At 73.0% G+C, this 22271-nt stretch carries 24 protein-coding genes; 14 read left to right on the top strand and 10 right to left on the bottom strand.

Going from position 1 to position 22271, the window contains the following annotated elements:
* Positions 1-180: 180 nt before the first annotated feature.
* The 3 genes from IE225_RS26875 (at position 181) to IE225_RS26865 (ending at position 3266) form a co-directional block, all read left to right on the top strand.
* Positions 181-1056 carry a GntR family transcriptional regulator gene (locus IE225_RS26875; RefSeq protein ID WP_229880097.1) on the top strand — a complete coding sequence of 292 codons (876 nt, stop codon included), beginning with the start codon at positions 181-183 and terminating at the stop codon, positions 1054-1056.
* The gene (locus IE225_RS26870) at positions 1005-1850 is read left to right on the top strand and encodes an HAD family hydrolase (RefSeq protein ID WP_190060210.1); all 846 of its coding nucleotides are present in this window, start codon (positions 1005-1007) and stop codon (positions 1848-1850) included. The genes IE225_RS26875 and IE225_RS26870 overlap by 52 nt, the downstream gene beginning before the upstream one ends.
* 252 nt (positions 1851-2102) lie before the next feature.
* Complete coding sequence (locus IE225_RS26865) at positions 2103-3266, top strand: phosphotransferase (protein ID WP_308432560.1); 1164 nt, start codon at positions 2103-2105, stop codon at positions 3264-3266.
* A 368-nt stretch (positions 3267-3634) separates the two neighbouring features.
* On the opposite strand, the gene IE225_RS26860 is transcribed toward IE225_RS26865, so the two are convergent.
* The 3 genes from IE225_RS26860 to IE225_RS33530 all read right to left on the bottom strand — a co-directional run bounded on the left by IE225_RS26860 (position 3635) and on the right by IE225_RS33530 (position 5976).
* Positions 3635-4843: a GDSL-type esterase/lipase family protein gene (locus IE225_RS26860; RefSeq protein ID WP_190060208.1), complete on the bottom strand. Its 1209-nt coding sequence runs from the start codon at positions 4841-4843 to the stop codon at positions 3635-3637.
* 143 nt (positions 4844-4986) lie between these two features.
* A complete protein-coding gene (locus IE225_RS26855) occupies positions 4987-5649 on the bottom strand; it encodes a DinB family protein (protein WP_190060207.1) in 663 nt (220 codons plus the stop codon).
* Positions 5650-5784: 135 nt separating this feature from the next.
* A complete protein-coding gene (locus tag IE225_RS33530) occupies positions 5785-5976 on the bottom strand; it encodes a hypothetical protein (RefSeq protein WP_229880095.1) in 192 nt (63 codons plus the stop codon).
* A 469-nt stretch (positions 5977-6445) separates the two neighbouring features.
* Between IE225_RS33530 and IE225_RS26845 the strand changes: the two genes are divergently transcribed.
* The 3 genes from IE225_RS26845 (at position 6446) to IE225_RS26835 (ending at position 8336) form a co-directional block, all read left to right on the top strand.
* Entirely contained in the window at positions 6446-7024 is a 579-nt protein-coding gene (locus tag IE225_RS26845) for a helix-turn-helix domain-containing protein (RefSeq protein ID WP_190060206.1), read from the top strand.
* Positions 7025-7115: 91 nt separating this feature from the next.
* Positions 7116-7856, top strand: a complete 741-nt coding sequence (locus IE225_RS26840) for a hypothetical protein (RefSeq protein WP_229880093.1) — start codon at positions 7116-7118, stop codon at positions 7854-7856.
* Between the two features lie 147 nt (positions 7857-8003).
* A complete protein-coding gene (locus IE225_RS26835) occupies positions 8004-8336 on the top strand; it encodes a DUF2516 family protein (protein WP_190060205.1) in 333 nt (110 codons plus the stop codon).
* A gap of 164 nt (positions 8337-8500) precedes the next feature.
* Here the strand turns inward: IE225_RS26835 and IE225_RS26830 are convergent, their stop codons facing one another.
* The 3 genes from IE225_RS26830 to IE225_RS26820 form a co-directional block, all read right to left on the bottom strand.
* Entirely contained in the window at positions 8501-9883 is a 1383-nt protein-coding gene (locus IE225_RS26830; RefSeq protein ID WP_190060204.1) for a PP2C family protein-serine/threonine phosphatase, read from the bottom strand.
* Between the two features lie 369 nt (positions 9884-10252).
* Positions 10253-11392, bottom strand: a complete 1140-nt coding sequence (locus tag IE225_RS26825) for a C40 family peptidase (RefSeq protein ID WP_190060203.1) — start codon at positions 11390-11392, stop codon at positions 10253-10255.
* A 172-nt stretch (positions 11393-11564) separates the two neighbouring features.
* Complete coding sequence (locus tag IE225_RS26820; protein ID WP_190060202.1) at positions 11565-12383, bottom strand: class I SAM-dependent methyltransferase; 819 nt, start codon at positions 12381-12383, stop codon at positions 11565-11567.
* Between the two features lie 544 nt (positions 12384-12927).
* On the opposite strand from IE225_RS26820, the gene mshA reads away from it, so the two are divergent.
* Together mshA and IE225_RS26810 are read left to right on the top strand one after the other, a co-directional pair.
* The gene (gene mshA, locus IE225_RS26815) at positions 12928-14289 is read left to right on the top strand and encodes a D-inositol-3-phosphate glycosyltransferase (protein ID WP_190060201.1); all 1362 of its coding nucleotides are present in this window, start codon (positions 12928-12930) and stop codon (positions 14287-14289) included.
* Positions 14290-14423: 134 nt separating this feature from the next.
* Positions 14424-14939 carry a type III secretion system chaperone family protein gene (locus tag IE225_RS26810; RefSeq protein WP_373303279.1) on the top strand — a complete coding sequence of 172 codons (516 nt, stop codon included), beginning with the start codon at positions 14424-14426 and terminating at the stop codon, positions 14937-14939.
* Here the strand turns inward: IE225_RS26810 and IE225_RS26805 are convergent.
* Both IE225_RS26805 and IE225_RS26800 read right to left on the bottom strand, forming a co-directional pair.
* On the bottom strand, positions 14908-15750 hold the full coding sequence (locus tag IE225_RS26805) for a class I SAM-dependent methyltransferase (protein ID WP_308432559.1): 843 nt from the start codon (positions 15748-15750) through the stop codon (positions 14908-14910). The genes IE225_RS26810 and IE225_RS26805 overlap by 32 nt on opposite strands.
* A gap of 10 nt (positions 15751-15760) precedes the next feature.
* Positions 15761-16594, bottom strand: a complete 834-nt coding sequence (locus tag IE225_RS26800; RefSeq protein WP_190060200.1) for an AraC family transcriptional regulator — start codon at positions 16592-16594, stop codon at positions 15761-15763.
* Between the two features lie 70 nt (positions 16595-16664).
* Between IE225_RS26800 and IE225_RS26795 the strand changes: the two genes are divergently transcribed.
* A complete protein-coding gene (locus tag IE225_RS26795; protein WP_229880091.1) occupies positions 16665-17075 on the top strand; it encodes a DUF2000 domain-containing protein in 411 nt (136 codons plus the stop codon).
* A gap of 73 nt (positions 17076-17148) precedes the next feature.
* On the opposite strand, the gene IE225_RS26790 is transcribed toward IE225_RS26795, so the two are convergent.
* Positions 17149-18561 carry an MDR family MFS transporter gene (locus IE225_RS26790; protein WP_190060198.1) on the bottom strand — a complete coding sequence of 471 codons (1413 nt, stop codon included), beginning with the start codon at positions 18559-18561 and terminating at the stop codon, positions 17149-17151.
* A gap of 319 nt (positions 18562-18880) precedes the next feature.
* Between IE225_RS26790 and IE225_RS26785 the strand changes: the two genes are divergently transcribed.
* The 3 genes from IE225_RS26785 to IE225_RS33520 all read left to right on the top strand — a co-directional run bounded on the left by IE225_RS26785 (position 18881) and on the right by IE225_RS33520 (position 20367).
* Positions 18881-19642, top strand: coding sequence for a phosphoglyceromutase (locus IE225_RS26785; protein ID WP_190060197.1), 762 nt, complete (start codon positions 18881-18883; stop codon positions 19640-19642).
* A gap of 367 nt (positions 19643-20009) precedes the next feature.
* A complete protein-coding gene (locus IE225_RS33525) occupies positions 20010-20153 on the top strand; it encodes a hypothetical protein (protein WP_229880090.1) in 144 nt (47 codons plus the stop codon).
* Positions 20154-20190: 37 nt separating this feature from the next.
* The gene (locus IE225_RS33520) at positions 20191-20367 is read left to right on the top strand and encodes a hypothetical protein (protein ID WP_229880088.1); all 177 of its coding nucleotides are present in this window, start codon (positions 20191-20193) and stop codon (positions 20365-20367) included.
* 37 nt (positions 20368-20404) lie between these two features.
* Here IE225_RS33520 and IE225_RS26775 read toward each other — a convergent pair whose 3' ends face one another.
* A complete protein-coding gene (locus IE225_RS26775; RefSeq protein ID WP_190060196.1) occupies positions 20405-21193 on the bottom strand; it encodes a GntR family transcriptional regulator in 789 nt (262 codons plus the stop codon).
* A 107-nt stretch (positions 21194-21300) separates the two neighbouring features.
* Here IE225_RS26775 and IE225_RS26770 point away from each other — a divergent pair, with 107 nt between their 5' ends.
* Together IE225_RS26770 and IE225_RS26765 are read left to right on the top strand one after the other, a co-directional pair.
* Positions 21301-21708, top strand: a complete 408-nt coding sequence (locus IE225_RS26770; protein ID WP_190060195.1) for an NUDIX hydrolase — start codon at positions 21301-21303, stop codon at positions 21706-21708.
* An 82-nt stretch (positions 21709-21790) separates the two neighbouring features.
* A complete protein-coding gene (locus tag IE225_RS26765; RefSeq protein WP_229880114.1) occupies positions 21791-22183 on the top strand; it encodes an ATP-binding protein in 393 nt (130 codons plus the stop codon).
* The last annotated feature ends 88 nt before the right edge of the window (positions 22184-22271 follow it).

Genomic DNA, 22271 nt, shown 5'->3' with positions numbered 1-22271 from the left:
CGGTTCCCCCGATCTGGATTTCTGAGCGGGACGGGCGTCGTGGGGGGTGCGGGACGGAACGTTCACCAACTCCAGCTAGTTGGCAACCAACACTCCTTCGGTTGTTCCCGCTTGGCGGCTACTTAAAAACAAGGTGCCGACAACTCCCGGAAAAAGGATTGAAGTTGTAGCGTTCTTGTCGTGAGCCAGGAGAACGTGGCAGTGAACGGAAGCACGCGGCGCTCCGCCCAGGAGATCGCCGACATCCTGCGGGAACGCATCCGCGCCGGCGACCTCGAGGCTGGTCAGCGCCTGCCCACCCAGGCCAGGCTCGCCGAGGAGTTCGGCGTGGAGCGCGGCACCGTGCGCCAGGCCCTGCGGGCGCTCCAGGACGACGGCCTCCTCACCCACGTCAGCAAGGGCAGCCCGCCCCGGGTCGCCGAGCCGGCCCCCGCGCCCGACGCCCCGCAACCCACGATGGTGGGCCTCGCCCCCCGCCTGACCGAGGCCTTCTCGGCCCGCGAGGTCCGTGTCGACGCCGCCTGTCTGACCGCCGAGACCCTCATGCTCGCCCTCGGCGAACCGGTCCGCCGCATCCACGAGGGCCGCATCCGCCCCGAGTCCGTCCGGGTCCGCATCCTGCTGCCCTCCCGCGACATCAACCTCGCCTTCCCCGTCCCGGTCGAGGGCCGCGACGGCGGCGACGACCCGGTCCACCAGCGCTGGCTCGCCCAGCGCAACGCCCAGGTCCAGGTCCTCGAGCACAACCTGCGCGCCCTGCGCTTCTCCCACGGCATCGACGTCCGGGTCACCTTCCGCGCCCTGCCCTTCACGCCGCCGATGAAGCTCTACCTGCTCAACGAGGCGGAGGCGCTGATCGCGTACTACATGATCACGCGGCGCGAGGAGCCGGCGGACGGAGGAACGCTGGAGATGTACGACACCCTCGGCACGGAAGCCCTGCTCTTCTCCTTCGAGAAACGGGCGGGCGGCCGCGACGCGGCCTTCGTGGCGGAATCCCAGAAGTGGTTCGACGCCCTCTGGGAAACCATCACCACGGACCTGACACTCTCCTAGTGACTCCTGATACGACGCGGACCGAACGGGTGACACCTCCTCACCAGGACAACGGCACGGAGGCCCAGGACAGCGGCACGGAGGCCCAGGGCAACGGCACGGAGGCGCTGCGGGACCTGCTGACGCGGGCACGGGTCGTGCTGTGGGACTTCGACGGCCCGATCTGCCGGCTCTTCGCCCGCCACTCGGCGGAGTCGGTGGCCACCGGCCTGGTGGAGTGGCTGGCCGAGCAGGGCCTGCACGGCCTGCTGAGCGACACCGAGCGGGAATCGCCCGACCCGCACGCCGTGCTGCGCGCCGTCGACCGGCGGCATCCGGGAAGCGACCTGGTCGAGGCCCTGGAGAAACGTCTCACCCAGGAGGAGCTGCGCGCCGCCGCCACGGCGCTGCCCACCGCCTGGGCCGACCCGCTGGTACGCACCCTGAAGGCGGTGGGGCGCCGGCTGGCCATCACCACCAACAACTCGCCCGAGGTGGTGCGCCAGTACCTGGCGGGCCGCGACCTGCTCGGCTGCTTCGCCCCGCACCTGTACGGCCGCACCCATGAACTCGGCCTGCTCAAGCCGCACCCGGACTGCCTCCACCGCGCCCTGCGCGCCCTGGGCGCCGCGCCCCCGGCCGCCCTCATGATCGGCGACACCCCCTCCGACCTGTGGGCCGCGCGGGCGGCCGGCGTGCCCTTCCTCGGCTACGCCCGCAACGACCGCAAGGCGCGGCTGCTGCGGGACGCCGGCGCCGAGGTGGTGGTGCGGTCGCTGGAGCCCGTCCTGACCCTGGTCCGCGCACAGGCGTGAACCGACGGCCCGGTCCGTTTGACGTCACCGTCGCGTGGGAGCCGATGCGGTGAGAAAGGAGGGTCGGACCGCGCACCACGCGTGCGAAGGAGTAGCGTGCTGCCACTCCTGCCCCTGTGGAAGGGGCCTGGGTCGAAAGAAACGCCGATGTCACCCGGAACGGATTCTCCCGCGCGTGCACGCGCGGCCGCGCTGAGCCCTGACGCGCGTGCGATCGAAGGGCCTCTCCACGGCTACCACCACGAGACCTACGTGGTGCCCCTGCCCCCGTCCGGCGCGGGGGACGTTCCGCCGGGGGTGCGGTGGAAGTGCCGGGAGCCGCGGCCGGGACTGCTGTGGTTCGACCGGCGCTGCTTCGCCTCGGAGGAGGAGCTGCTGCGGGCGCTGAAGGGCCGGATCGCCTCCGTGCCGGAGGTCATCGAGGTCCTGGGCACGCGCCTGCAGCGCTTCGTCGAGGGGCGCACGCTCGGGGAGCTGTGCCCCGCCGGGCAGCCCGTCCCCCCGGTGCTGCTGCGCCAGATCGTCGAACTGTTCCGGCAGTTGGCCGGGGTGGCTCCAAAGGACCTGCCCGTCGAGCGCACCTGCACGCCCGAGGACCGGGCGGCGGACGGCGACACCGAGACCTTCCTCATGCGGCTGGTCGATTTCGCCGAGACGAGGGTCTACCAGCACAACCAGGAGCGGTTCGGGAAGCTGTTCCAGGACCTCGGCGTCCGGGTCGAGGCCTTCGACCACCTGCGCGAGCACGTCCGCGGTCTGCGGCCGCGGCCGTTCTGCCTGCTCCACGCCGACCTGCACCGGGAGAACTTCGTCGTCGACGCCGAGCGGCGGCTGTGGACGATCGACTGGGAGCTGGCGATGTTCGGCGACCCGCTGTACGACCTGGCCACCCACCTGTACCTGATGCGGTATCCGCCCCGGCAGGATGCGTGGCTGAAGGAACAGTGGTGCGCCGCCGTGGAGAGCGCCCGTCCCGGCGGCTCCCACGGCTGGCGGCGCGACCTGGAGCGGCTGCTCGACTTCAAGCGGGCCCAGTCCGTCTTCACCGACGTCATCCGGGTGGCCCTGTCCCTCGTCCCCGGCGACGGGCTCGCTCCCGGTGAGGGGCTCGCTTCCGGCGGCGGGCTCGCTTCCGGTGGCGGGCTCGCTTCCGGTGGCGGGCTCGCTTCCGGCGGCGGTTTCGCCCCTGGCGGCGGGCGGGGGCGGGAGGACGGGCCGGACGAGGGCGGGCGGCGGTGCGCGCACGCCGGGCGGAAGCTCCAGGCGATCCTCCGGGCCGCCGCGGGGCCGCTCGGCCTGACGGACGTGCCGGACTCCGAGCGGATCGCCGAAGCCCTCGCGCACTGGTGCCGCGCCCACGGCGACGCCGAACGGGCGCCGCGGGAGACCGGCGCCGCGGCCGCCCGCCCTGCGTAGGCTCTCCGCAGGGCGAACGGCGGGCTGCGAACGGCGCACGGCGAACGGTGGGCTGCGGGAGCGCAAGCGGCGGCGGATCGGATGTACCGGGCGGTGCCGGACGTCGCAGTCCGGCTGTTTCTGGGGACTGGAGAAGGGGTTCGACGCGGTGCCGGACCGCGGCGGGACCGCGACCGCGACCGGGGCCGGGACCGCGACCGGGGCCGGGACCGCGACCGCGACCGGGGCCGGGACCGCGACTGGGGCCGCCGCCCGTCACCGACCCGGAGCACGGCCGCCGCCCGTCACCGACCCGGAGCACGGCCGCCGCCCGTCACCGACCCGGAGCACGGCCGCCGCCCGTCACCGGACCGGTGCGTGACCGTCCGTCAGTCCCCGCCCTCGCCGAACACCCCGCCCTCGCCGAACACTCCGTCCGCCGCGAACACCTGCTCCGCGAAGCGTTCGCCGATGCGGCGGTGGGTGGCGGTGTCGGGGTGGAGTTCGTCGGGGAGGGGGAGTTCGGCGTGGTCGGGCTCGCCGTAGAGGGCGCGGCCGTCGAGGTAGTGGAGGTGGGGGTCGTCGGCCGCGCGCTGCCGGACGATGCGGGAGAGCTCGTCGCGGACGGCGGCGAGGGTGAGTTTGCCGGCGGCCCGTTCGGCGGGATCGCCGGTGGCGAGGAACCGCAGCCTGCCGGCGGCGAGGGCGTCCGGGTCGAAGGCGGTGGGACCGGGGGTGTCCTCGTGCATCGGGCAGTAGAGGGGCGAGACCACCAGGAGGGGGGTGGTGGGGTGCCCCTCGCGGACGGTGTCGAGGAAGCCGTGGACGGCCGGCGTGAAGGCCCGCAGCCGCATCAGGTCGGTGTTGACCAGGTTGATGCCGATCTTGATGCTGATCAGGTCGGCGGGGGTGTCCCGGATCGTGCGGGCGGTGAAGGGGTCGAGCAGGGCGTTGCCGGCCAGGCCGAGGTTGACCAGGTCGACGCCGGCGCGCAGGGCGGCGACCGCGGGCCAGGTGGCGGTGGGGCGCGCGGCGTCGGAGCCGTGGCTGATCGAGCTGCCGTGGTGCAGCCAGACCCTGCGGCCGCGATCCGGTACGGGTTCCACGGGTGCGTCGGTGCGCAGGGCGACGAGCTCGGTCATCTCATTGTGCGGAAGCCAGATCTCGACGTCCTTGACGCGGTCGGGCAGGCCGGTGAAGCGGAGGGTGCCGGGCGGGCCGGACCGCAGCTCGGTGCCTCCGGTGGCCAGGTCGACGATCAGGGTGTGGCCCGCCGCGTCCGTGACGGACGCCTGCCCGGCCGGGCGCCCGTCGACGAGCAGGTCGTACACCCCGGCGGGGCGCGGCGGGGTGCCGGGGTAGACCCGCCTGGTGGGCAGCGTGTCCAGTTCGACGGCGGTGGCCCGGGTGCGGAAGGCCAGCCGGACACCGGAGGGCTGCGACTCGGCCAGGACGAGCTGCTCGTCGGGGAACTGCGCGCGGGCCCACGCGGGCAGCCGGTGCGGCAGCAGACCGTGCTCGGTGCGCTCCAGGTCGAGGGCGCCGCGCACGAGGTCCGCGGTGAGGGGAGTGGTGATCCAGTCGTGTGCGGTGTGCATGTCCGTGTCCCTGCCCTGTGGCGTGCGTGATGTGCGTGGTGTGCGTGATGTGGGTGTGCAGGTGGTGACCGGGATCCTTTGAACCCGAGGTTCCGCTCTGCGCGCCACTGCCATGTGATGTCCGGCCCGGCGGCGAACGCCGGTCACAGCGCCGGAAGACCGCCCCCGGCGTCTCCGGGACCACCCTCGGCGCCTTCGGGACCACCCCCGGCTTCCCGGGCCGTACGCTCGAGCCGGCTCCGGTGCTGCTCCCACCACGCCGAATCGACCGGCGGCATGCTGTCGTTGCCCTTGTTCATCCCGACGGCGCCGTCCAGGAGTTCCCGGAGGATGTCGGCGTGCCCGGCGTGCCCGGCGTGCCCGGCGTGGCGGTGCGTGTCGGCGATCACGCGCACCACGGCGTGATGCAGCGTCACCTCGTCCCTGCCGTCGGGCCACCACGGCACCCTGCCGACCGTGTCCGGCGCCGGCGCGTCGATCGTCGCGTCCGCGTGCGCCCATGCCCGGCGGTAGAGCTCCACGACGTACTCGCGCGACTCGTCGGCGGTGGCCCACATGTCCGCGTTGGGCTCGGCACCGTTCCCGAGCCAGGGCAGCGGCCCGCCGGACGGCCGTCCGAAGGTGTCGCCGAGGTAGCCCAGTTCCACGCCGGCCGCGTGCTTCACCAGGCCCAGGAGGTTCGTGCCGATCGGTGTCAGCGGGCCGCGGGCGTCGTACTCCGGGAGCCCTTCGAGCTTCCACAGCAGGGCGTCACGGGCGGACTGCAGGGAGAAGCGGAGGTCGGCTTCGGCGTCCGAGGCGGTCATGCGGCCAGTCTGCCGTTCACGTGATCCCTGTTCACCGCCTTTTCCGCTGCCCGCGTCACAGCGGCCGCGTTCGCCGCCCGAGGCGGACCGGACCGTCCGGCGCGGCGGGTGAACCGGCCGGGCGGCTGTCCTGTCTCAGGTAAGTCCGGACGTCGGGATTCGTCGGGTGGATTTCGTCCACCAGCACCAGGTCCGTCCAGCACCAGGTCCGTCCAGCACCAGGTCCGTCCGGGCCTCGATCAGCACTTGGCAGACCGCGGTGGTGGCGTCGGTCGTGTGGTGCCGCGGCGTGATGACCGGCAGGCCGAGGAACCGGGCGAACTCCATCGCCGGCTTGCGGGGTGAGCCACGGGCAGGAGCGGTGATGTAGACGACGGGATGCGGTCGCTGCCTGGTTGTCCTGACCTCGTAAAGCCGGAAACCGGCGCCCGGGCCGTACCGACCGCAAACGACCCAGCGGCCCCGCTCACGCGACCCCGACGTGCTGACGTACTCCAGCTCGATGTCCTCCGTCGCCCCCCCCCGCGCATCCATCCGGGCCTCCGGTACGACGCTGACCAGCCACGACGACCGTAAGCAGCGCCAGAGCGACGTACCCGGAGAAGCCCGAGACACCGCGCCGAACGCCCGGAGCTGACGGGGAGGTCAGCTCAGATGCCCGGAGATCTCCGAGACCGCCCGGACACCACAGAGACAGGACAGCGGCCGTGGGCGAGGCGGCGGTGGTCCACCCGGATGGCGCACTCTTGCAAGCGGGTCGCTTGCAAGAGTTAGCAGGGTGGGGCATGGTGGAGGCATGGCATCGCTCAACGTCGGTGGTCTCGGGGAGTACCTGCGCGAGCAGCGGCGCAACGCGCAGCTGTCGCTGCGGCAGCTCGCCGATGCCGCCGGGGTGTCCAATCCGTATCTGAGCCAGATCGAGCGCGGGCTGCGCAAGCCGAGCGCGGAGGTGCTGCAGCAGGTCGCCAAGGCCCTGCGGATCTCCGCGGAGACGCTGTACGTGCGGGCCGGCATCCTCGACGCCGAGCGGGACCGCGGCGAGGTGGAGACGACGTCCGTCATCCTCGCCGATCCGTCGCTGACCGAGCGGCAGAAACAGGTGCTGCTGCAGATCTACGAGTCCTTCCGCAAGGAGAACGGGTTCACGACGGCCAGGACGGACGAGGCGCGCGCGAGCGAGGAGGCGGCGGGCGGCGCTTCCGCGGACGCGTCCGCCGTGTCCGCGGGCGACGGGCAGTCCGCGGGCGACGGGCACGACGGCGCCGGCGACGTCACCGAACTCGGTGCCCGCACGGCCCGCGGCGGCCGTCCCGCCAGACGCCGCGCCCGCACGTCGGGCGGCACGGACGCCGGTCCGCGCGAGTCGGCCGGCTGAGGTCGCCGGCGGCAGGCGCCGCCGACGTACCGGGCCGCCGGCCCGCGGACCACGAAAACCCTCAACCGAAAGCGACCGGAGGACCATCACCATGGCCATCACCGACGACCTGCGCAAGACCTTGACCAACCCCACCCCCCTCTACTTCGCCGCGGGCGCCACCGACCTGGCCCTGCAGCAGGCCAAGAAGGTGCCGGCCCTGGTGGGTCAGCTGCGTGCCGAGGCCCCGGCTCGGATCGAGGCGGTGCGCAACACCGACCCGAAGGTCGTGCAGGAGCGGGCCGCCGCACGCGCCAAGGAGGCCACCGCCCGCGTCAAGGAGACGCAGGAGAACCTGCAGAACCGGGTCAGCGAGTTCCTCAACAACCTCGATCTGGACCTGAAGAAGTTCGGCAGCAACCTCGACCAGGACCTGAAGAAGCTGGGCGAGACCGCCCAGGACCTCGCTCTGCGCGGTGTCGGCGTCGCCGCCGAGTACGCCGTGAAGGCCCGCGAGACCTACGAGAAGGTCGCCGAGCACGGCGAGCAGGCGGTGCGCACCTGGCGCGGCAGCGCCGCCGAGGGCATCGAGGACGTCGCCGAGAGCGTGGAGGAGCTCGCGGTGGCCGTGGAGCCGGACCGCGAGCCGGCGGGGGCGAAGGAGGGCGGCGCCGGGGCCGGTTCCGCCCGGGCCGGGTCCGAGCCCGCCGCGGCGAAGAAGGCCCCGGCCAAGAAGGCTCCGGCTCCGGCCAAGAAGGCCACGGGCACGAGCACGGGCACGAGCACGAGCACGGGTGCGGGCACGGGTGCGGGCACGGGTACGGCCAAGAAGACGACGCCGCCGGCGAAGTGACCGGACCCGAACGGGTGAAAACGCGCTGAACAGGACGGGCCGGGCACTCCTGGAGTGCCCGGCCCGTTCGTCTGGTGGAGGGTTTCCGGGGACCGGTACGGTGACCGGGTAAATGCTGAACCGAGTCGGGTGGTGGACGTTGTGCTGATGCAGGGGTTCGCGGGGCTCATGTGGCTGTTGAGCATGGCCCTGATCCTTTTCAGTGGCTTCGCGCTGATCGACGCCGCCATCCGTCGTGAGGACGCCTACCGCGCGACCAGCAAGCAGACCAAACCCTTCTGGCTGATCATCCTCGGCCTCGCCTTCGTGGTGAACCTGCTCTTCCCCATACTTTCGTTCCTGCCGGTCATCGGCCTGATCGCGACCATCGTCTACATGGTCGACGTACGCCCCGCCCTGCGCGACCTGCCGGGTGGCGGCCGCAGCCGCCGCGGCTCCAGCAGCGACGGGCCGTACGGGCCGTACAACGGCGGGTTCTGAGGCGGAGGGTTCTGAACCGGCGGGTTCTGAGCCAGCGGATTCCGGGCCGGAGCGGGGAGCGGCCACTGGCCGGCCACGGACCGGCCACCGGGTTCCGGGTTCCGCCCCGCGTCGGCCGCTCGCTCCGCGTCGGTCGCTCGCTCCGCGCCGCCCGGCCGCCCGCGTCAGCCGGTCGTGTCCGTCCGGTCCAGCAGGACCACGGCCACGTCGTCCGTCAGCTCGCCGCCGTTGAGGTCGCGGACCTCGCTGACGGCGGTACGCAGCAGCTCCTCGCCGTGCAGGCCCTGACCGAGCAGGCGGCGGACGAGGTCGAGCATGCCCTCCTGGCCGAGGCGCTCGCCGCCCGCGCCGGCGTGGCCCTCGATGAGTCCGTCGGTGTAGAGCATGAGGCCCCATTCGGCGCCCAGCTCCACCCGCCGGCGCGGCCAGCGGCCGCCGGGGAGCAGGCCGAGGGCGGGACCGTTGTCGTCCTGGGGGAGCAGCTCGGCGACGAAACCTCCCTCGGGCTTCGCGGCGGAGCCGGGGGCGCCGGAGCGGTCCGGGCGGATGATCAGGGGCGCCGGGTGGCCGGCCAGGCAGAGGCCGGCGCTGCGGCCGTCGGGCGCGATGTCGACCGTGCACAGCGTCGCGAAGATCTCGTCCTCGGCCCGCTCGTGCTCCAGCACCTCCTGCAGCGTGCTCAGCAGCTCGTCGCCGCTCAGCCCGGCCAGGGTCAGCGCCCGCCAGGCGATGCGCAGCTCCACGCCGAGCGCGGCCTCGTCGGGGCCGTGCCCGCACACGTCGCCGATCATGGCGTGCACGGTGCCGTCGGCGGTGCGCACGGCGTCGTAGAAGTCGCCGCCGAGCAGGGCGCGGGAGCGGCCGGGGCGGTAGCGGGCGGCGAAGCGCAGCGAGGAACCCTCCAGCAGCGGGGTGGGCAGCAGACCGCGCTCCAGGCGCCGGTTCTCCTGCGCGCGCAGCCTGCCCTCGGCGAGGCGCCGCTCGGCGGTCTCGGAGCGCTTGCGCGCGACGGCGTACCGGATGGCGCGGCTGAGCAGCCGGCCGTCCAGTTCGTCGCGGAAGAGGTAGTCCTGGGCGCCGACGCGCACGGCTTCGGCGCCGCGTTCGGCGTCACCGGAGCCGGTGAGCGCGAGCACGGCGTGCCGGGGCGCGAGGTGCAGGACGTGTTTGAGCACGGCCAGCTCGTCGTCGCCGTCACCCGCCCGGCCCGGCGTCGACAGCGCGAGGTCGAGCAGGATGCAGTGGACGTCGTCGGTCAGCAGCCGCTCGGCCTCGGTGAGGTTGCGGGCCGTGCGGATGCGGATCGGTTTGCCGGCCGAGTCGAGGAGCTCGGGCACGATGGCCGAGCCGCCGGGGTCGTCCTCGATCAGCAGCAGCGTCAGGTTGTCGTCGGTGGTGTGGGCATGGGTGTGCGGAGAGTCCTTCTCGGCCGTTGCGTTCGTGCGCGGGGCCTGTTCCCCGGAGGGGCCGCCGCTCGGGGGTACGGCCTGCGCCTGACCGCTTTCCACGGCGGGGATCGCTCTCTGCCGCGGCACGGGTACGGGCATTGTTCTGGTTTCCTTCCCTCCCCCCGAGGGCACGGTGGGGCGAGGGGTCTCGACCCACCGACCGGGACCATAGCGGGTGTCGGCGCCGCAGCGGAATGATGTGAACCACGCCGCTGGGCCACGGACCGGTGTCATATGCCGCTTTCCCTATCGGAGTTGGACAGGTCTCCGCGGGAGCGGGGATGACGAAGCTCACGTCGCGGGGAGGAAGGACCCGGGCACGGGTGTGAGCCGGGCCATGTGGGCCGTGTCACGTGCCTGCCGGATCCCTGCCGAACGCCTGCCGGATTCCTGCCGGATTCCTGCCGGGTGTCTGCCGAACGCCTGCCGGGTGCCTGCCGGACCGCGGCCGGGCTCACACGGCCGGGCTCACGCGTCCGGCCGGACCACCCCGAGGATCGGCATCGTGCCGGCGCCCGCGAGGGTGACCGTGCGGCCCGGGCGCGGGGCGTGGACGATCATGCCGTCGCCCACGTACAGGGCGACGTGGCTGGCGTCGTCGTAGTAGACGATCAGGTCGCCGGGGCGCATGTCCGTCACCTCGACGTGCCGCAGCCGCTTCCACTGCTCCTGCGAGGTGCGCGGGACGGGGCGGCCGGCGGCGGCCCAGGCCTGCGAGGTCAGCCCGGAGCAGTCGTAGGACTTGGGGCCCTCGGCGCCCCACACGTACGGCTTGCCGATCTGGGCGGTGGCGAACTCCACGGCTTTGCGGCCCTGCGCGGAGGCCTTCGCCTTGACGTTCTCCAGGACGCCGGTGGCCAGCCAGGCCGCCTGGGCCCGTGCCGCGGCCTGCTGCTCCAGCCGGGCCAGGCGCTGCCTCTGCCGCTTCTCCAGCGACGACTCCAGTTTCTTCGCCGCCGCGATCCGCCGCTCGACGCGCTTCTTGGCGGCGGCCTTGGCCCTGCGGTCGGCCTCCAGCTTCTTCCAGCGGGCCGAGGCGTCGGCCGCGTCGTCCTTCAACTGCCGCTGGGTGCGCGCCATCTCCGTCAGCAGATCCCGGACGGCGCGCTCGCCCTGCAGCACCCGGCCGGCGCCGTCGAGGAACTCCTGCGGGTCGTCGCTGAGCACCAGCCGCGCCTCGGGCGGCAGTCCGCCACCGCGGTACTGGGCGCGGGCCGCGGCGCCGGCGCGGTCCTGCAGCTCCTCCAGCCGGCGCTGCCCGTCGGCGATCCGGCGGGAGAGCGCGGCGAGCCGGTCGGACTGCCGCTCGGCCTTCTCCTCGGCGGCGTTGTAGGCGTCGGTGGCGACGGCCGCGTCGTGGTAGAGCCCGTCGAGCTTCTCGCGGACAGCCTCGAGGTCCTTGTCGGGGACCGCTGTGCCGCTCGGTGAGGGCAGCGCCGTGCCGCTCGGTGAGGGCGTGGGCGCGGGGCTCGCGGAGGCCGGGCGCGTGGCGCTCGCGGACGGGCCGGGCCCGGGACGCGCGAACGCCGTGCCGGGCGCCCCCAGCACGGTGCCCGCGCACACGACGGTCACGGCCGCCCCGATCAGGCTGCGCTTGCCCGGCCCCATACGTCCCCCTGCCTGATTTACCGTCAGTAACTTACGGTGCCGGGGGGATCTTGCCATGTCCGTGCGCGCGGCGACAGAGGCCGTCGACGACTCCTCTGCCCCCTTCCGGCCCCCGTTACGACGTTCCCCCCGCCTGTGTGACGAACGACGCACGCACCACGTTCTCCGCAGGTCAGCCCCGCGGTGCCAGCGCCGCCCAGCGCACCGTCACTTCCCCCTGCCGCCACCGCGCCGGCCCGTCCGTCACCGGCCAGTCGACGGCGAGGTCGCCCACCGCCCGCATCCAGCGCTGGCGGGCGCCGTAGGCGGCGTAGGGGGCCGCGGCGGCCCAGGCGCGGTCGAAGTCGCGGAGGAAGGCGTGCACCGGTTCGCCGGGGACGTTGCGGTGGATGAGTGCCTTGGGGAGGCGTTCGGCGAGGTCGGAGGGGCGGTCGAGGGAGGCGAGCCGGGTGGCGAAGGTGACCGTGCGCGGCCCCTCCGGGCCGAGCGCCACCCACACGTGCCGCCGCCCGATCTCGTCGCAGGTGCCCTCGACCAGCAGCCCGCCGCGCGCCCCGGTCGCCGGGTCGGCGGGGGCCAGCCGCGCGCACAGCCGCCGCCACACGGCGGCGACCTCGCCCTCGTCGTACTGCCGCAGCACGTTCGCGGCGCGGATGAGCTGCGGCCGGCCCGGGACCGGCACCTCGAAGCCGCCGTGCCGGAAGGTCAGCCCCTCCCGCTCGTACGGCACCGCGGCCGCGACCCGCGCCGGTTCGATCTCGACGCCGACCACGCGGGTGCGGGGCGCGACCGCGCGCAACCGGCCGAGCAGTTCGACGGCCGTCCAAGGAGCGGCGCCGTAGCCGAGGTCCACGGCGACCGGGTCGGCGGCGCGGCGCAGCTCGGCGCCGTGCACCGCGGCGATCCAGCGGTCCATGCGGCGCAGCCGGTTGGGATTGGTGGTCCCGCGCGTGACCGTGCCCACGGGGCGGGCGGTGGCGCGGGCTGTCATGCCTATGAGGGTAAGCGGGCGGGGACCCGGGGAATCCGGCGGCCACCTGCGCCGGCCTGGCCGGCTACTTGGGCCGATCCGGCCGGTTACCTGGGCCGATCCGGCCGGTTACCTGGGCCGACCCGGTTGGCTACCGGAGCCGATCCGGCCGGTCGCCCGGACCGATCCGGCCGGTCGCCCGGACCGACCCGGCCGGTCACCCGGACCGACCCGGCCGGTCACCCGGACCGACCCGGCCGGTCACCTGCCGCCAGGTCCCCGCGCCTGCACCGCCGGACGAAATCACCCGCCACCACGGATCGCCCCACCACGGATCGCCCCACCGCGGACCGCCCCACCACCGATCCCCCCGCCCCCGTCACCGGCCGGTTCCTCCCCCGACACCCCCCATCACCCTCCGTAACAATTCGGCAAAGTACCCTCGAAGGGGAAGAGCGCCGGAAATAGAAGTACCCGTTCCGATGTTCCGTCCCGACGGAGGGTCTCCGTGTCCTCCGCCCGGCAGGCCGTAGCCGAAGCACGCCGCAGCAAGGAGGACCGCCCCGTGAGCCACTACGTCAGCAGGCTCGGCCGGCGTTCCCCGTCGTCCTCCGCCCGCCCGGCGTCCTCGCGGCTGCGCCTCGGCCACCGTCGGCCCCGCCGGATCGCCATGCTCTCGGTGCACACCTCCCCCCTGCACCAGCCCGGCACCGGCGACGCCGGCGGCATGAACGTCTACATCGTCGAGCTGGCCCAGCGGCTCGCCGCCCTCGGCATCGAGGTGGAGATCTTCACCCGGGCCACGGCCGCCGCCCTCCCGCCCACCGTGGAACTCGCGCCGGGCGTGCTGGTCCGGCACGTCGACGCGGGCCCGTACGAGGGCCTGGCCAAGGAGGACCTGCCGGCCCAGCTGTGCGCCTTCACGCACGGTGTGATGCAGGCATGGGCCGGGCACCGCCCCGGCTACTACGACCTGGTCCACTCCCACTACTGGCTCTCCGGCCACGTCGGCTGGCTGTGCGCCCAGCGCTGGGGCGTGCCCCTGGTGCACGCCATGCACACCATGGCCAAGGTCAAGAACGCCAACCTCGCCGACGGCGACACCCCCGAGCCCGCCGCCCGCGTCATCGGCGAGACGCAGATCGTCTCCGCCGCCGACCGGCTCATCGCCAACACCGCGGAGGAGGCCGACGAGCTGGTACGGCACTACGCCGCCGACCCGGCCAAGGTCGCCGTCGTCCACCCCGGCGTCAACCTCGCCCGCTTCCGTCCCGCCGACGGCCGCGCCGCCGCCCGGTCCCGCCTCGACCTGCCGCAGGACGCCCTGATCCCGCTCTTCGCCGGCCGCATCCAGCCCCTCAAGGCGCCCGACGTGCTGCTGCGTGCCGTGGCCGTGCTGCTCGACGAGCGCCCCGAGCTGCGCTCACGCATCGTCGTCCCCGTCGTCGGCGGCCCCAGCGGCAGCGGCCTGGCCAAGCCGGAGGGCCTGCAGAAGCTGGCCGCGCGGCTGGGCATCGCGGACGTCGTACGGTTCCGTCCGCCGGTCGGGCAGGAGCAGCTCGCGGACTGGTTCCGGGCCGCGTCCGTGCTGGTCATGCCGTCGTACAGCGAGTCCTTCGGGCTGGTCGCGATAGAGGCGCAGGCGGCCGGCACGCCGGTGCTGGCCGCAGCGGTCGGCGGCCTGCCGGTGGCGGTGCGGGACCGGGAGACCGGCTTCCTCGTCCAGGGCCACGACCCCGCCGACTACGCGCGCGTGCTGCGCGCCTTCGCCGACGACCCGTCGCTGTCCGCCCGCATGGGCGCGGCCGCCGCCCGGCACGCGCAGTCCTTCGGCTGGGACCGCGCCGCCACGGCCACCGCCGACGTGTACGCCGCGGCCCTGCACACCCACCGGCGCCGCGTGCGCACCACGGCCCGGCACGGCTGACGGCGGTCCGGTCGACGGTGGTCCGGCTGACGGCCGGTCGGCATGACGGGCACGGCCGGCAACGCCCCACCGCACCCGGCGGACGCCCGCGCCGCATCCGGCGGACGCCGGTGTCGCTGACGTACGCTCGCAGCATGGCAGCGTCAATGGGTGCGGAGCAGCAACGGGCGGCACAGGTCATCGACGGCGTGCTCAAGGACGCCGAACTGGAGTGGGAGAGCCCGGAACCCGGCCACTACGTGGTCAAACTCCCCGGCACCCGCAAACTGTCGACGACCGTGTCGCTGCTCGTCGGCCGCCACTCGCTCTCCCTCAACGCCTTCGTCATCCGTCACCCCGACGAGAACGAGGCCGCCGTCCACCGCTGGCTGCTGGAGCGCAACCTCAAGCTGTACGGCGTGAGTTACGCCGTCGACCAGCACGGCGACGTGTACGTCACCGGCCGTCTGCCGCTGGCCGCGGTGACCGCGCAGGAGGTCGACCGGCTGCTCGGCCAGGTCCTGGAGGCCGCCGACGGCAGCTTCAACACCCTTCTGGAGCTGGGGTTCGCCTCCGCGATCCGCAAGGAGTACGCGTGGCGCGTGGCGCGGGGCGAGTCGACGCGCAACCTGGAGGCGTTCACCCACCTCGTCGAGCGTCCGACCGACTGAGATCCGGCCGGCTGAGATCCGGCCGGCTGAGATCCGGCCGGCTGAAATCCGACCAACCGAGATGCGGCCGACTGAAATCCGACCGATCGAGATCCGGCCGACCGACCTCCCCTCCGAGGACGCCGAGACCGACGTCCCACCCGAACATGCCGGGACCGATGTCCTGCTCCCGCCCGAGCACGTCGTAGCCGACGAACGTGAACATCCGCTCCCCGGGCTCCAGCGGCCGCGGCCGGCCCCGGAACCGGTGCGCGCCCACCCCGAGCGGCAGCGCCGGGTCCGACACCCACAGCCGCTCGAAGCCGCGTTCCTCCAGCCACCGGCACACCTGCGGCACGAGGTCGGGTAGGCGGAGCCGGTTGCGGGTCCACACCACCGTGCCGCCCGTGCGGCACAGCCGCGTGCAGAAGTCCAGGGTGCGTTCGACGTCGGCGTCGGTGAGGTTGCCGAGCACCCCGCACACCAGCACCAGGTCGGCGGGCACCAGACCGGCGTAGTGGTCCGTCAACGCCGCGTCCCCGGCGACGACTTCGACCCCGTCCAGCCCCGCCGCCGCGGCCGCCCGCCGCGCGATGCGCACGTTCCGCTCGTCCAGCTCCACCAGCCGAGCCCGGACCTCGGCCGCACGCGGATGCCCGGCCAGCACGCCGATCAGGTCCCGTCCCTGCCCCGCGCACAGGCTCACCGCCGTCAACTGCCCCGGCGGGGCGTCGTCGAGGGCGGCGCGGACGCGCTCCTGGACGAGCGCCAGCCGCCGCGCCAGTGGACTGCCGACGGTGTCGTAGGCGTCGTGCCACGTGTTCCAGTCCATGCGGCGCAGCCTACGGACGCGCACCGCCCGTGAACCCGCGCTTTTCGGCCGCCGTGCGCGCGTACCGACCCGGCGGCACCCCCACCAGTCTCCGGAAGTGCCGGGTGAGATGCGCCTGGTCGCAGAACCCGGTCGCCACGGCCACCTCCGCCGGCCGCCGCCCCGCCAGCAGCAGCCGCCGCGCCCGGTCCACGCGCCGCGCCATCAGGTACTGGTGCGGGGCGATGCCGTACGCGCCGCTGAACGCCCGCACCAGGTGGGCGGGATGGGCGTGCAGCAGCGCGGCGGCCTCGTCGAGCGCGACGCCCTGCGCGACGTGCGCGTCGAGGAGTTCGCGCAGCCGCCGGGCGAGCGGCCGGTCGGCGAGCCGCGGTTGCCCGGCCCGTCCGGCCCGTCCCAGGTACTCCCGCAGCCGCTCCCCGACCAGCGCCAGCCGGCTCGCCGCCTCCAGTTCGTCCCCGGGGCGCGCGAGCGCCGCGTGCACCTGCCCGACCCGCCGCCGCAGCACCGGATCCCGCAGGTCGGAACGGTCCACGGCGGCGCCGATCAGGTCGTCGCCGAGGTGGGTGCGGTCGAGGTACAGCACGCGCTTGCGGAAGCCGTGCGGCGTGGCCGGGGCGCCGTTGTGCGGCACGTGCGGCGGCAGCAGCGACACCGTGTCGTGCGGGGTGCCCCGTTCGCGCCGGTCGAGGTCGTACCGTACGGCGCCGTCGTCGACGATGAGCAGCGTCCACGCCTCGTGGACGTGCATCGGGTACGCGTACTCGGTGAAGCGGGCGTGGAAGACCTCCACGACACCCGGAACCCGCGGGCGCCAGGCGGAGACCTCCTGCCGAGCGGCCATGCAAAGAACGTACAAGACCGTGGCACGGGCCGCCCGGCACCCTCGCTCCATGAGCACGCACCCTCGCTCCATGAGCACGCAACCCCCGCGTTTCGACACGAAGATCGCCGTTCTGCTCCGCGACGACCTGGAGACCTGGCAGCGCCTGAACGTCACCGCGTTCCTCGTCAGCGGCCTCGGCACCCAGCTGCCCGAGGTCGTCGGCGCGCCGTACGAGGACGCCGACGGCGTGCCCTACCTGCCGGTGCTCGTCTTCGAGGGCACCAAGGAGACCCTGACCGCGGCCCACACCCGCGCCCTGACCCGCGCCCTGCCGCGCGCCGTGTTCACCTCCGACCTCTTCACCACCGGCAACGACCACGACAACCGCGCCGCCGTCCGCGCCGTCCCGACGCGCGAGCTGGACCTGGTGGGACTGGCGGTGTACGGGCCGCGCAACGCGGTGGACAAGACGCTGAAGGGGGCACGGATGCATCCGTGAACGCACGCACGTGCTTGTGCGCGCGTGAGCGTGCGCGTGCGGGCACGTGCGGGCGCGGGCCCGGTCAGGCCGGTCAGGCCGGGCGGGCCTCCGGCTCGGCACCGGCGGGCGGAACGGACTCGGCACCGGCGGGCGTCTGCGCCTCCGGCTCGACGGCGGGCGCCTGCGCGGCCGGCGTCTCCGTGACCGGCGTCTGCCCCTCGACCTGCTGCTCAGGCCGTTCACTCTGCTCAGGCTGCTCCGGCGGCTGCTCGGACGGGTGCTCGGGCTGCTGCGGTGCCGGCAGCCGTCGCATCAGCCCGCCGTATCCCAGGGCCGCCACGGTTCCGACGGCCGCGCACAGCCCCCACAGCCAGGCGGCCCCGAGGCGGTCGATGACGAAGCCGGACAGCAGCGGGGCGACGAGGGCGGCGACCGACCAGGACAGGGTGTAGACGCCCTGGTAGCGGCCGCGTCCGTGGACGGGGGAGAGGCGGACGACGAGCCCGGTCTGGGTGGGCGCGTTGAGCATCTCGCCGAGGGTCCACACGCACACCGTGAGGGCGAGGAGACCGACGGAGTCGGCGAAGGCGGTCAGGGCGAAGCCGTACCCGGCGAGCAGGGAGGACACGACGAGCAGGCGCCGCGGGTCCCGGCGCTCGATGAGCCGGGTGACCGGGATCTGCAGGGCGACGATCAGGACGCCGTTGACGGCGATGGCCATGCCGTAGTCGGCGGGCGTGAACCCGTCGCGGCCCATCGCCACCGGCAGGCCCACCGAGGCCTGCTGGAAGACCAGCGCGACGAGGAAGCACAGCCCGACGACACCCATGAACCGCCCGTCGCGCAGCACGGTCCCGAGCCCGACCGGTTCCTCCCGGGCGGCGTCCTTCCCCGTGCGTGCCGGCCGCGACTCGGGCAGCTTGAGGAAGACCACGACCGCGCAGACCAGGGTCATGCCGGCCTCGATGAGGAAGCCGGCGAGATAGCTGACCTCGGCGATGAAACCGGCGGCCATGGAGGAGACGGCGAACCCCAGGTTGATCGCCCAGTAGTTGAGGGAGAAGGCGCGCATCCGGTCCGCGGGCCGCACGATGTCCGCCATCATCGCCTGCACCGCCGGCCGCGAGGCGTTGCTCGCCATGCCGACGGCGAAGGCGACGGCCGCGATGGCGACCGGGTCCCGCACGAAGCCGAGCAGCGCGACGGTCACCGCGGTCGAGACCTGCGCGACGAGCAGCGTCGGCCGCCGCCCGAGCCGGTCCGCCATCACCCCGCCGCCGAGGGAGGAGACGACCCCGCCCAGCCCGTGCAGCGCGGCGACCAGGCCGGCGTAGGAGGCGGAGTAGCCGCGGTCCAGCGTCAGGTACAGCGCCAGGTACGTGGCGACGAACGCCCCGAGCCGGTTGACCAGCGTGCTCGTCCACAGCCACCAGAAGGCGCGGGGGAGTCCGGAGACGGATTCGCGTGCGGCGCGTACGACGGTGCTCAGGGCGGCTGGTGGCATGCGGGTCCCCCGGATCGGCAGGCGGCTCATGTAATCGTCTCAACCGGCAGACGCACCTTACAAAGCCGCCCTCTGCACACGCCACTCAATTAACGGGGACCACCGACCGTCCCTGTCAGGACCGCCGACCGCCTCTGTCGGGACCACGGACCGCCACTGACCGGGACCGCCGACCGCCCCTGTCGGGACCACGGACCGCCACTGACCGGGACCGCCGACCGCCCCTGTCGGGACCGTCGGCTGCCCCTCCCGAGCCGCCGACCGTCCGCCCTTCGGGCGCCCGCGCGACGGCTCCGAGGCGTCGATTACGCTCGGAACCATGGCCGACGCACCGTACAAGCTGATCCTCCTCCGCCACGGCGAGAGCGAATGGAACGCGAAGAACCTGTTCACCGGCTGGGTGGACGTCAACCTGAACGACAAGGGCGAGAAGGAGGCCGTCCGCGGCGGTGAGCTGCTCAAGGACGCCGGCCTGCTGCCCGACGTGGTCCACACGTCCCTCCTCAAGCGCGCCATCCGCACCGCCCAGATCGCCCTGGAGCAGTGCGACCGCCTGTGGATCCCCGTCCACCGCAGCTGGCGGCTGAACGAGCGCCACTACGGCGCCCTGCAGGGCAAGGACAAGGCGCAGACCCTCGCCGAGTTCGGCGAGGAGCAGTTCATGCTGTGGCGCCGCTCCTACGACGTCCCGCCGCCCCCGCTCGAGGACGGCGCGGAGTTCTCCCAGTCGGACGACCCCCGGTACGCCGTCATCCCGCCGGAGCTGCGCCCCCGCACCGAGTGCCTCAAGGACGTCGTCCACCGCATGCTCCCGTACTGGTACGACGCCATCGTCCCCGACCTCCTCGCCGGCCGCACCGTCCTGGTCGCCGCCCACGGCAACAGCCTGCGCGCCCTGGTCAAGCACCTCGACGGCATCTCCGACACCGACATCGCCGGCCTCAACATCCCCACCGGCATCCCCCTCGCCTACGACCTGGACGCCGACTTCAAGCCGCTCAAGCCCGGCGGCACCTACCTCGACCCCGACGCGGCAGCCGCGGCCATCGAGGCGGTCAAGAACCAGGGCAAGAAGAAGTAAGCGGTCCTGATCAAGCCCCCTGCCTGCGGTTTCCCCGCTGGGAGGGGGCTTGTCACTGGGCCGGGGCCGTCTCCGGGCCTCATACGGCTCAAGCATCCGCCGCAATGTGGGCGTGAACGCGACAGGTCTTGCCTGAAGGCGGACATGGGGGTCCCTGGGCGGAGTTGCTGTATCCCTATTCCTTGCCGCACAACTCATCCGCTCGTCTCCATGAGCTCTATGAGCGGGTGTGCCGGTGTGTACGAGTCGCCGAGTCGCAAGGCCGCCGCTGGACACCCTTGGGTGTTCGGGGATGGCCGCAGTCCTTCTGCCTTCTGCCGTCTGCCGGGAACCGGCAATTGTCAGACCCGTCCGGCATGCTCTGCCCATGCTGATCGCGACAAACGCCCGGGGCCGCGTGGTGGAGCGTCCTTCGAAGCCGGACATAGACAAAATGCTCGCCAACCTGCGACGCGGCAACGAGCACATGATCCTGGAACGGCAGGACGAGACTCGCGCAGGCGACTGGTGACATCCAAGTCCTGCTGCTCGACAACAACACCTACCAGTTGGAATACCGGGACGGCGTCGCCGCGGAGCACTACCAGACGCTGACGGTCTCGCAGGAGAAAGTCCTCCGGGCGTTCCTGGGCTGGGCGGCCGGCAGGCAGGGCTGGCGTGACAGCTTCAGGTGGAACAACATCGGGGCCATGTTCGAGGTCTCCGCTGCCGATGCCACGGGGTGACCCAGTATCCAGTGCTGCCCTTCTGCCGGTCATACGGTCAGTTCGCCGGGAGGTGGTAGGACAGCACGTAGGCGTCCGCGGCCATCACGGTGTCGCACACCTCGACGGGCCGCCCCTCGGTGTCGTAGGCGGTCCGGATGAGGTGGATGACCGGGACGCCGGGGGCCAGCCGGAGCGTCTTGACCTCGGCGGGCGAGGGCATCCGGGCGCGGATCTCCTCTTCGAAGTGGTCGAGGCGGTGGCCGAGTTCTTCCAGGCGGGCGTAGATGCCGCCGGGGCCGGGGTTGGGTTCGGCGATGGGGGTGCCGCGGGCGATGTCGAGGGGGAGGTAGGAGGTGGCGAACTCGACCGGGCGGCCGTCGAGCAGATACCGGCGCCGACGAGCCAGCACGCGCCGCACCGAGCCGAGGCGGGCGGAGATGTCCTGGCTCGGCTTCTCCTCCTTGACCTCCAGGCTGTCGACCTGGGGGTGACTGCCGGCGGCGTCGGCCTCGACGATGAACGCGGACTTGCCCTGTTCCCGGTGGCGGCGGGCGAAGCGGTCGGAGGCCAGGCGCCGCACGGGTGGCCGGGGCCGGACGAACACGCCCTTGCCGTGCTCGGCGTGGACCAGGCCCTCACCCTGGAGGATGGAGAAGGCATTGCGGACCGTCATCCGGGACACCCCGAAGTGGTCGACGAGTTCGGCCTCGGAGGGCAGCTTCTCGCCCTCGCGGAATCGCCCGCGGTCGATGGCCTCGCGCAGCTGGTCGGCGATCTGCCGGAAGACCGCGCGGTCGCTCGTGGGGTCGAGGTCGCCGAGGAGGCCCGAAGGGAGAGGACTCACGTGTACTCCTTTAGGTATCTAGACGAGTGGGCGAGTGTTGTTGCTACGGTGGAGAGCCTAGCCAGCCGAGAGGGCCGAGGAACGTGAGTACAGATCGCCCGCATTCCGTGAGCGTCGCCGGGGTCGTCGTGGACGACCAAGGCCGGGCCCTGCTGATCCAGCGCCGGGACAACGGCCACTGGGAGCCCCCGGGCGGCGTCCTCGAACGCGAGGAGACCATCCCGGAAGCCCTTCAGCGCGAAGTCCTCGAAGAGACCGGCATCAAGATCGCCCTTCCGGCGACCCTGACCGGCGTCTACAAGAACATGAAGGGCCTGATCGTCTCGCTGGTCTTCCGCTGTGAAGCCGCCGACGGAAGCCCGACCATCGGTGACGAGACCCGCGCGCTGCGCTGGGCCACCCGCGAAGAGGTCACCGAGCTTGCCGACGAGGCGTACGCGATCCGCGTCCTGGACGCACTCGACGCGGCGTCCCCGCCGGCCGTCCGCGCCCACGACGGCGTGAAACTCGTCTAGCCCGAACCCGCTGCACATGGCGGCCTACCAGCACGAAGGAACTTGTATGCACGAGTATATGAGTACGGCCCGGGTCTGAGGCCTGTCTTGTCCAGGATTTCCGGAAGAGGTCAGCAGGGCCCGCCGCTGGACCCGAGACATCCTGCGCGGCTCGCCCCTGGCCGACGACGCCGAACTGATCGTGAGCGAGCTGAGCGCGAACGCCGTCCTGCACACCGCCAGCGGCCACAAGGCCGGCAGCTTCCACCTGGTCCTGGCGGTCTCCCCCCGGGTGGTTGCCGTGTCGGTCACCGATGAGGGCGGAGCGGGCACCGCCCCGAGGATCGAGCAGCCAGACGCGGACGCGGTGCACGGCCGCGGACTGGGCATGGTCAGCGCCCTGGCCCACCGGGTCGTCGTCCACGGCACCCACGGCGGCTACACCATCACCGCGGAACTCCTCGCGAACAGCCGGCCGGGAGGCCGCCCGTGCTGACGACACGCGTCCTCCATGCTTTAGAAGTCATCTCATTTGGGTCGCTAGCCTGTGTCCGTGGGGATTGTGGAGCGCATGGTGCCGGACG

The organism is Streptomyces echinoruber, assembly GCF_014651135.1.
Classification (GTDB): domain Bacteria; phylum Actinomycetota; class Actinomycetes; order Streptomycetales; family Streptomycetaceae; genus Streptomyces; species Streptomyces echinoruber.
The sequence above is the reverse complement of the archived record's forward strand: the minus strand, read 5'-3'. Positions and strand labels throughout refer to the sequence as shown.

What these genes read in the sequence shown, in the direction of transcription:
- IE225_RS26860 (WP_190060208.1), bottom strand. Translation starts at nt 4,843, where the DNA reads ATGCACACCGCACACGACTGGATCACCACTCCCCTCACCGCGGACCTC.
- IE225_RS26855 (WP_190060207.1), bottom strand. Translation starts at nt 5,649, where the DNA reads ATGACCGCCTCGGACGCCGAAGCCGACCTCCGCTTCTCCCTGCAGTCC.
- IE225_RS33530 (WP_229880095.1), bottom strand. Translation starts at nt 5,976, where the DNA reads ATGGAGTTCGCCCGGTTCCTCGGCCTGCCGGTCATCACGCCGCGGCAC.
- IE225_RS26845 (WP_190060206.1), top strand. Translation starts at nt 6,446, where the DNA reads ATGGCATCGCTCAACGTCGGTGGTCTCGGGGAGTACCTGCGCGAGCAG.
- IE225_RS26840 (WP_229880093.1), top strand. Translation starts at nt 7,116, where the DNA reads ATGGCCATCACCGACGACCTGCGCAAGACCTTGACCAACCCCACCCCC.
- IE225_RS26835 (WP_190060205.1), top strand. Translation starts at nt 8,004, where the DNA reads ATGCAGGGGTTCGCGGGGCTCATGTGGCTGTTGAGCATGGCCCTGATC.
- IE225_RS26830 (WP_190060204.1), bottom strand. Translation starts at nt 9,883, where the DNA reads ATGCCCGTACCCGTGCCGCGGCAGAGAGCGATCCCCGCCGTGGAAAGC.
- IE225_RS26825 (WP_190060203.1), bottom strand. Translation starts at nt 11,392, where the DNA reads ATGGGGCCGGGCAAGCGCAGCCTGATCGGGGCGGCCGTGACCGTCGTG.
- IE225_RS26820 (WP_190060202.1), bottom strand. Translation starts at nt 12,383, where the DNA reads ATGACAGCCCGCGCCACCGCCCGCCCCGTGGGCACGGTCACGCGCGGG.
- IE225_RS26810 (WP_373303279.1), top strand. Translation starts at nt 14,424, where the DNA reads ATGGCAGCGTCAATGGGTGCGGAGCAGCAACGGGCGGCACAGGTCATC.
- IE225_RS26805 (WP_308432559.1), bottom strand. Translation starts at nt 15,750, where the DNA reads ATGGACTGGAACACGTGGCACGACGCCTACGACACCGTCGGCAGTCCA.
- IE225_RS26800 (WP_190060200.1), bottom strand. Translation starts at nt 16,594, where the DNA reads ATGGCCGCTCGGCAGGAGGTCTCCGCCTGGCGCCCGCGGGTTCCGGGT.
- IE225_RS26795 (WP_229880091.1), top strand. Translation starts at nt 16,665, where the DNA reads ATGAGCACGCAACCCCCGCGTTTCGACACGAAGATCGCCGTTCTGCTC.
- IE225_RS26790 (WP_190060198.1), bottom strand. Translation starts at nt 18,561, where the DNA reads ATGCCACCAGCCGCCCTGAGCACCGTCGTACGCGCCGCACGCGAATCC.
- IE225_RS26785 (WP_190060197.1), top strand. Translation starts at nt 18,881, where the DNA reads ATGGCCGACGCACCGTACAAGCTGATCCTCCTCCGCCACGGCGAGAGC.
- IE225_RS33525 (WP_229880090.1), top strand. Translation starts at nt 20,010, where the DNA reads ATGCTGATCGCGACAAACGCCCGGGGCCGCGTGGTGGAGCGTCCTTCG.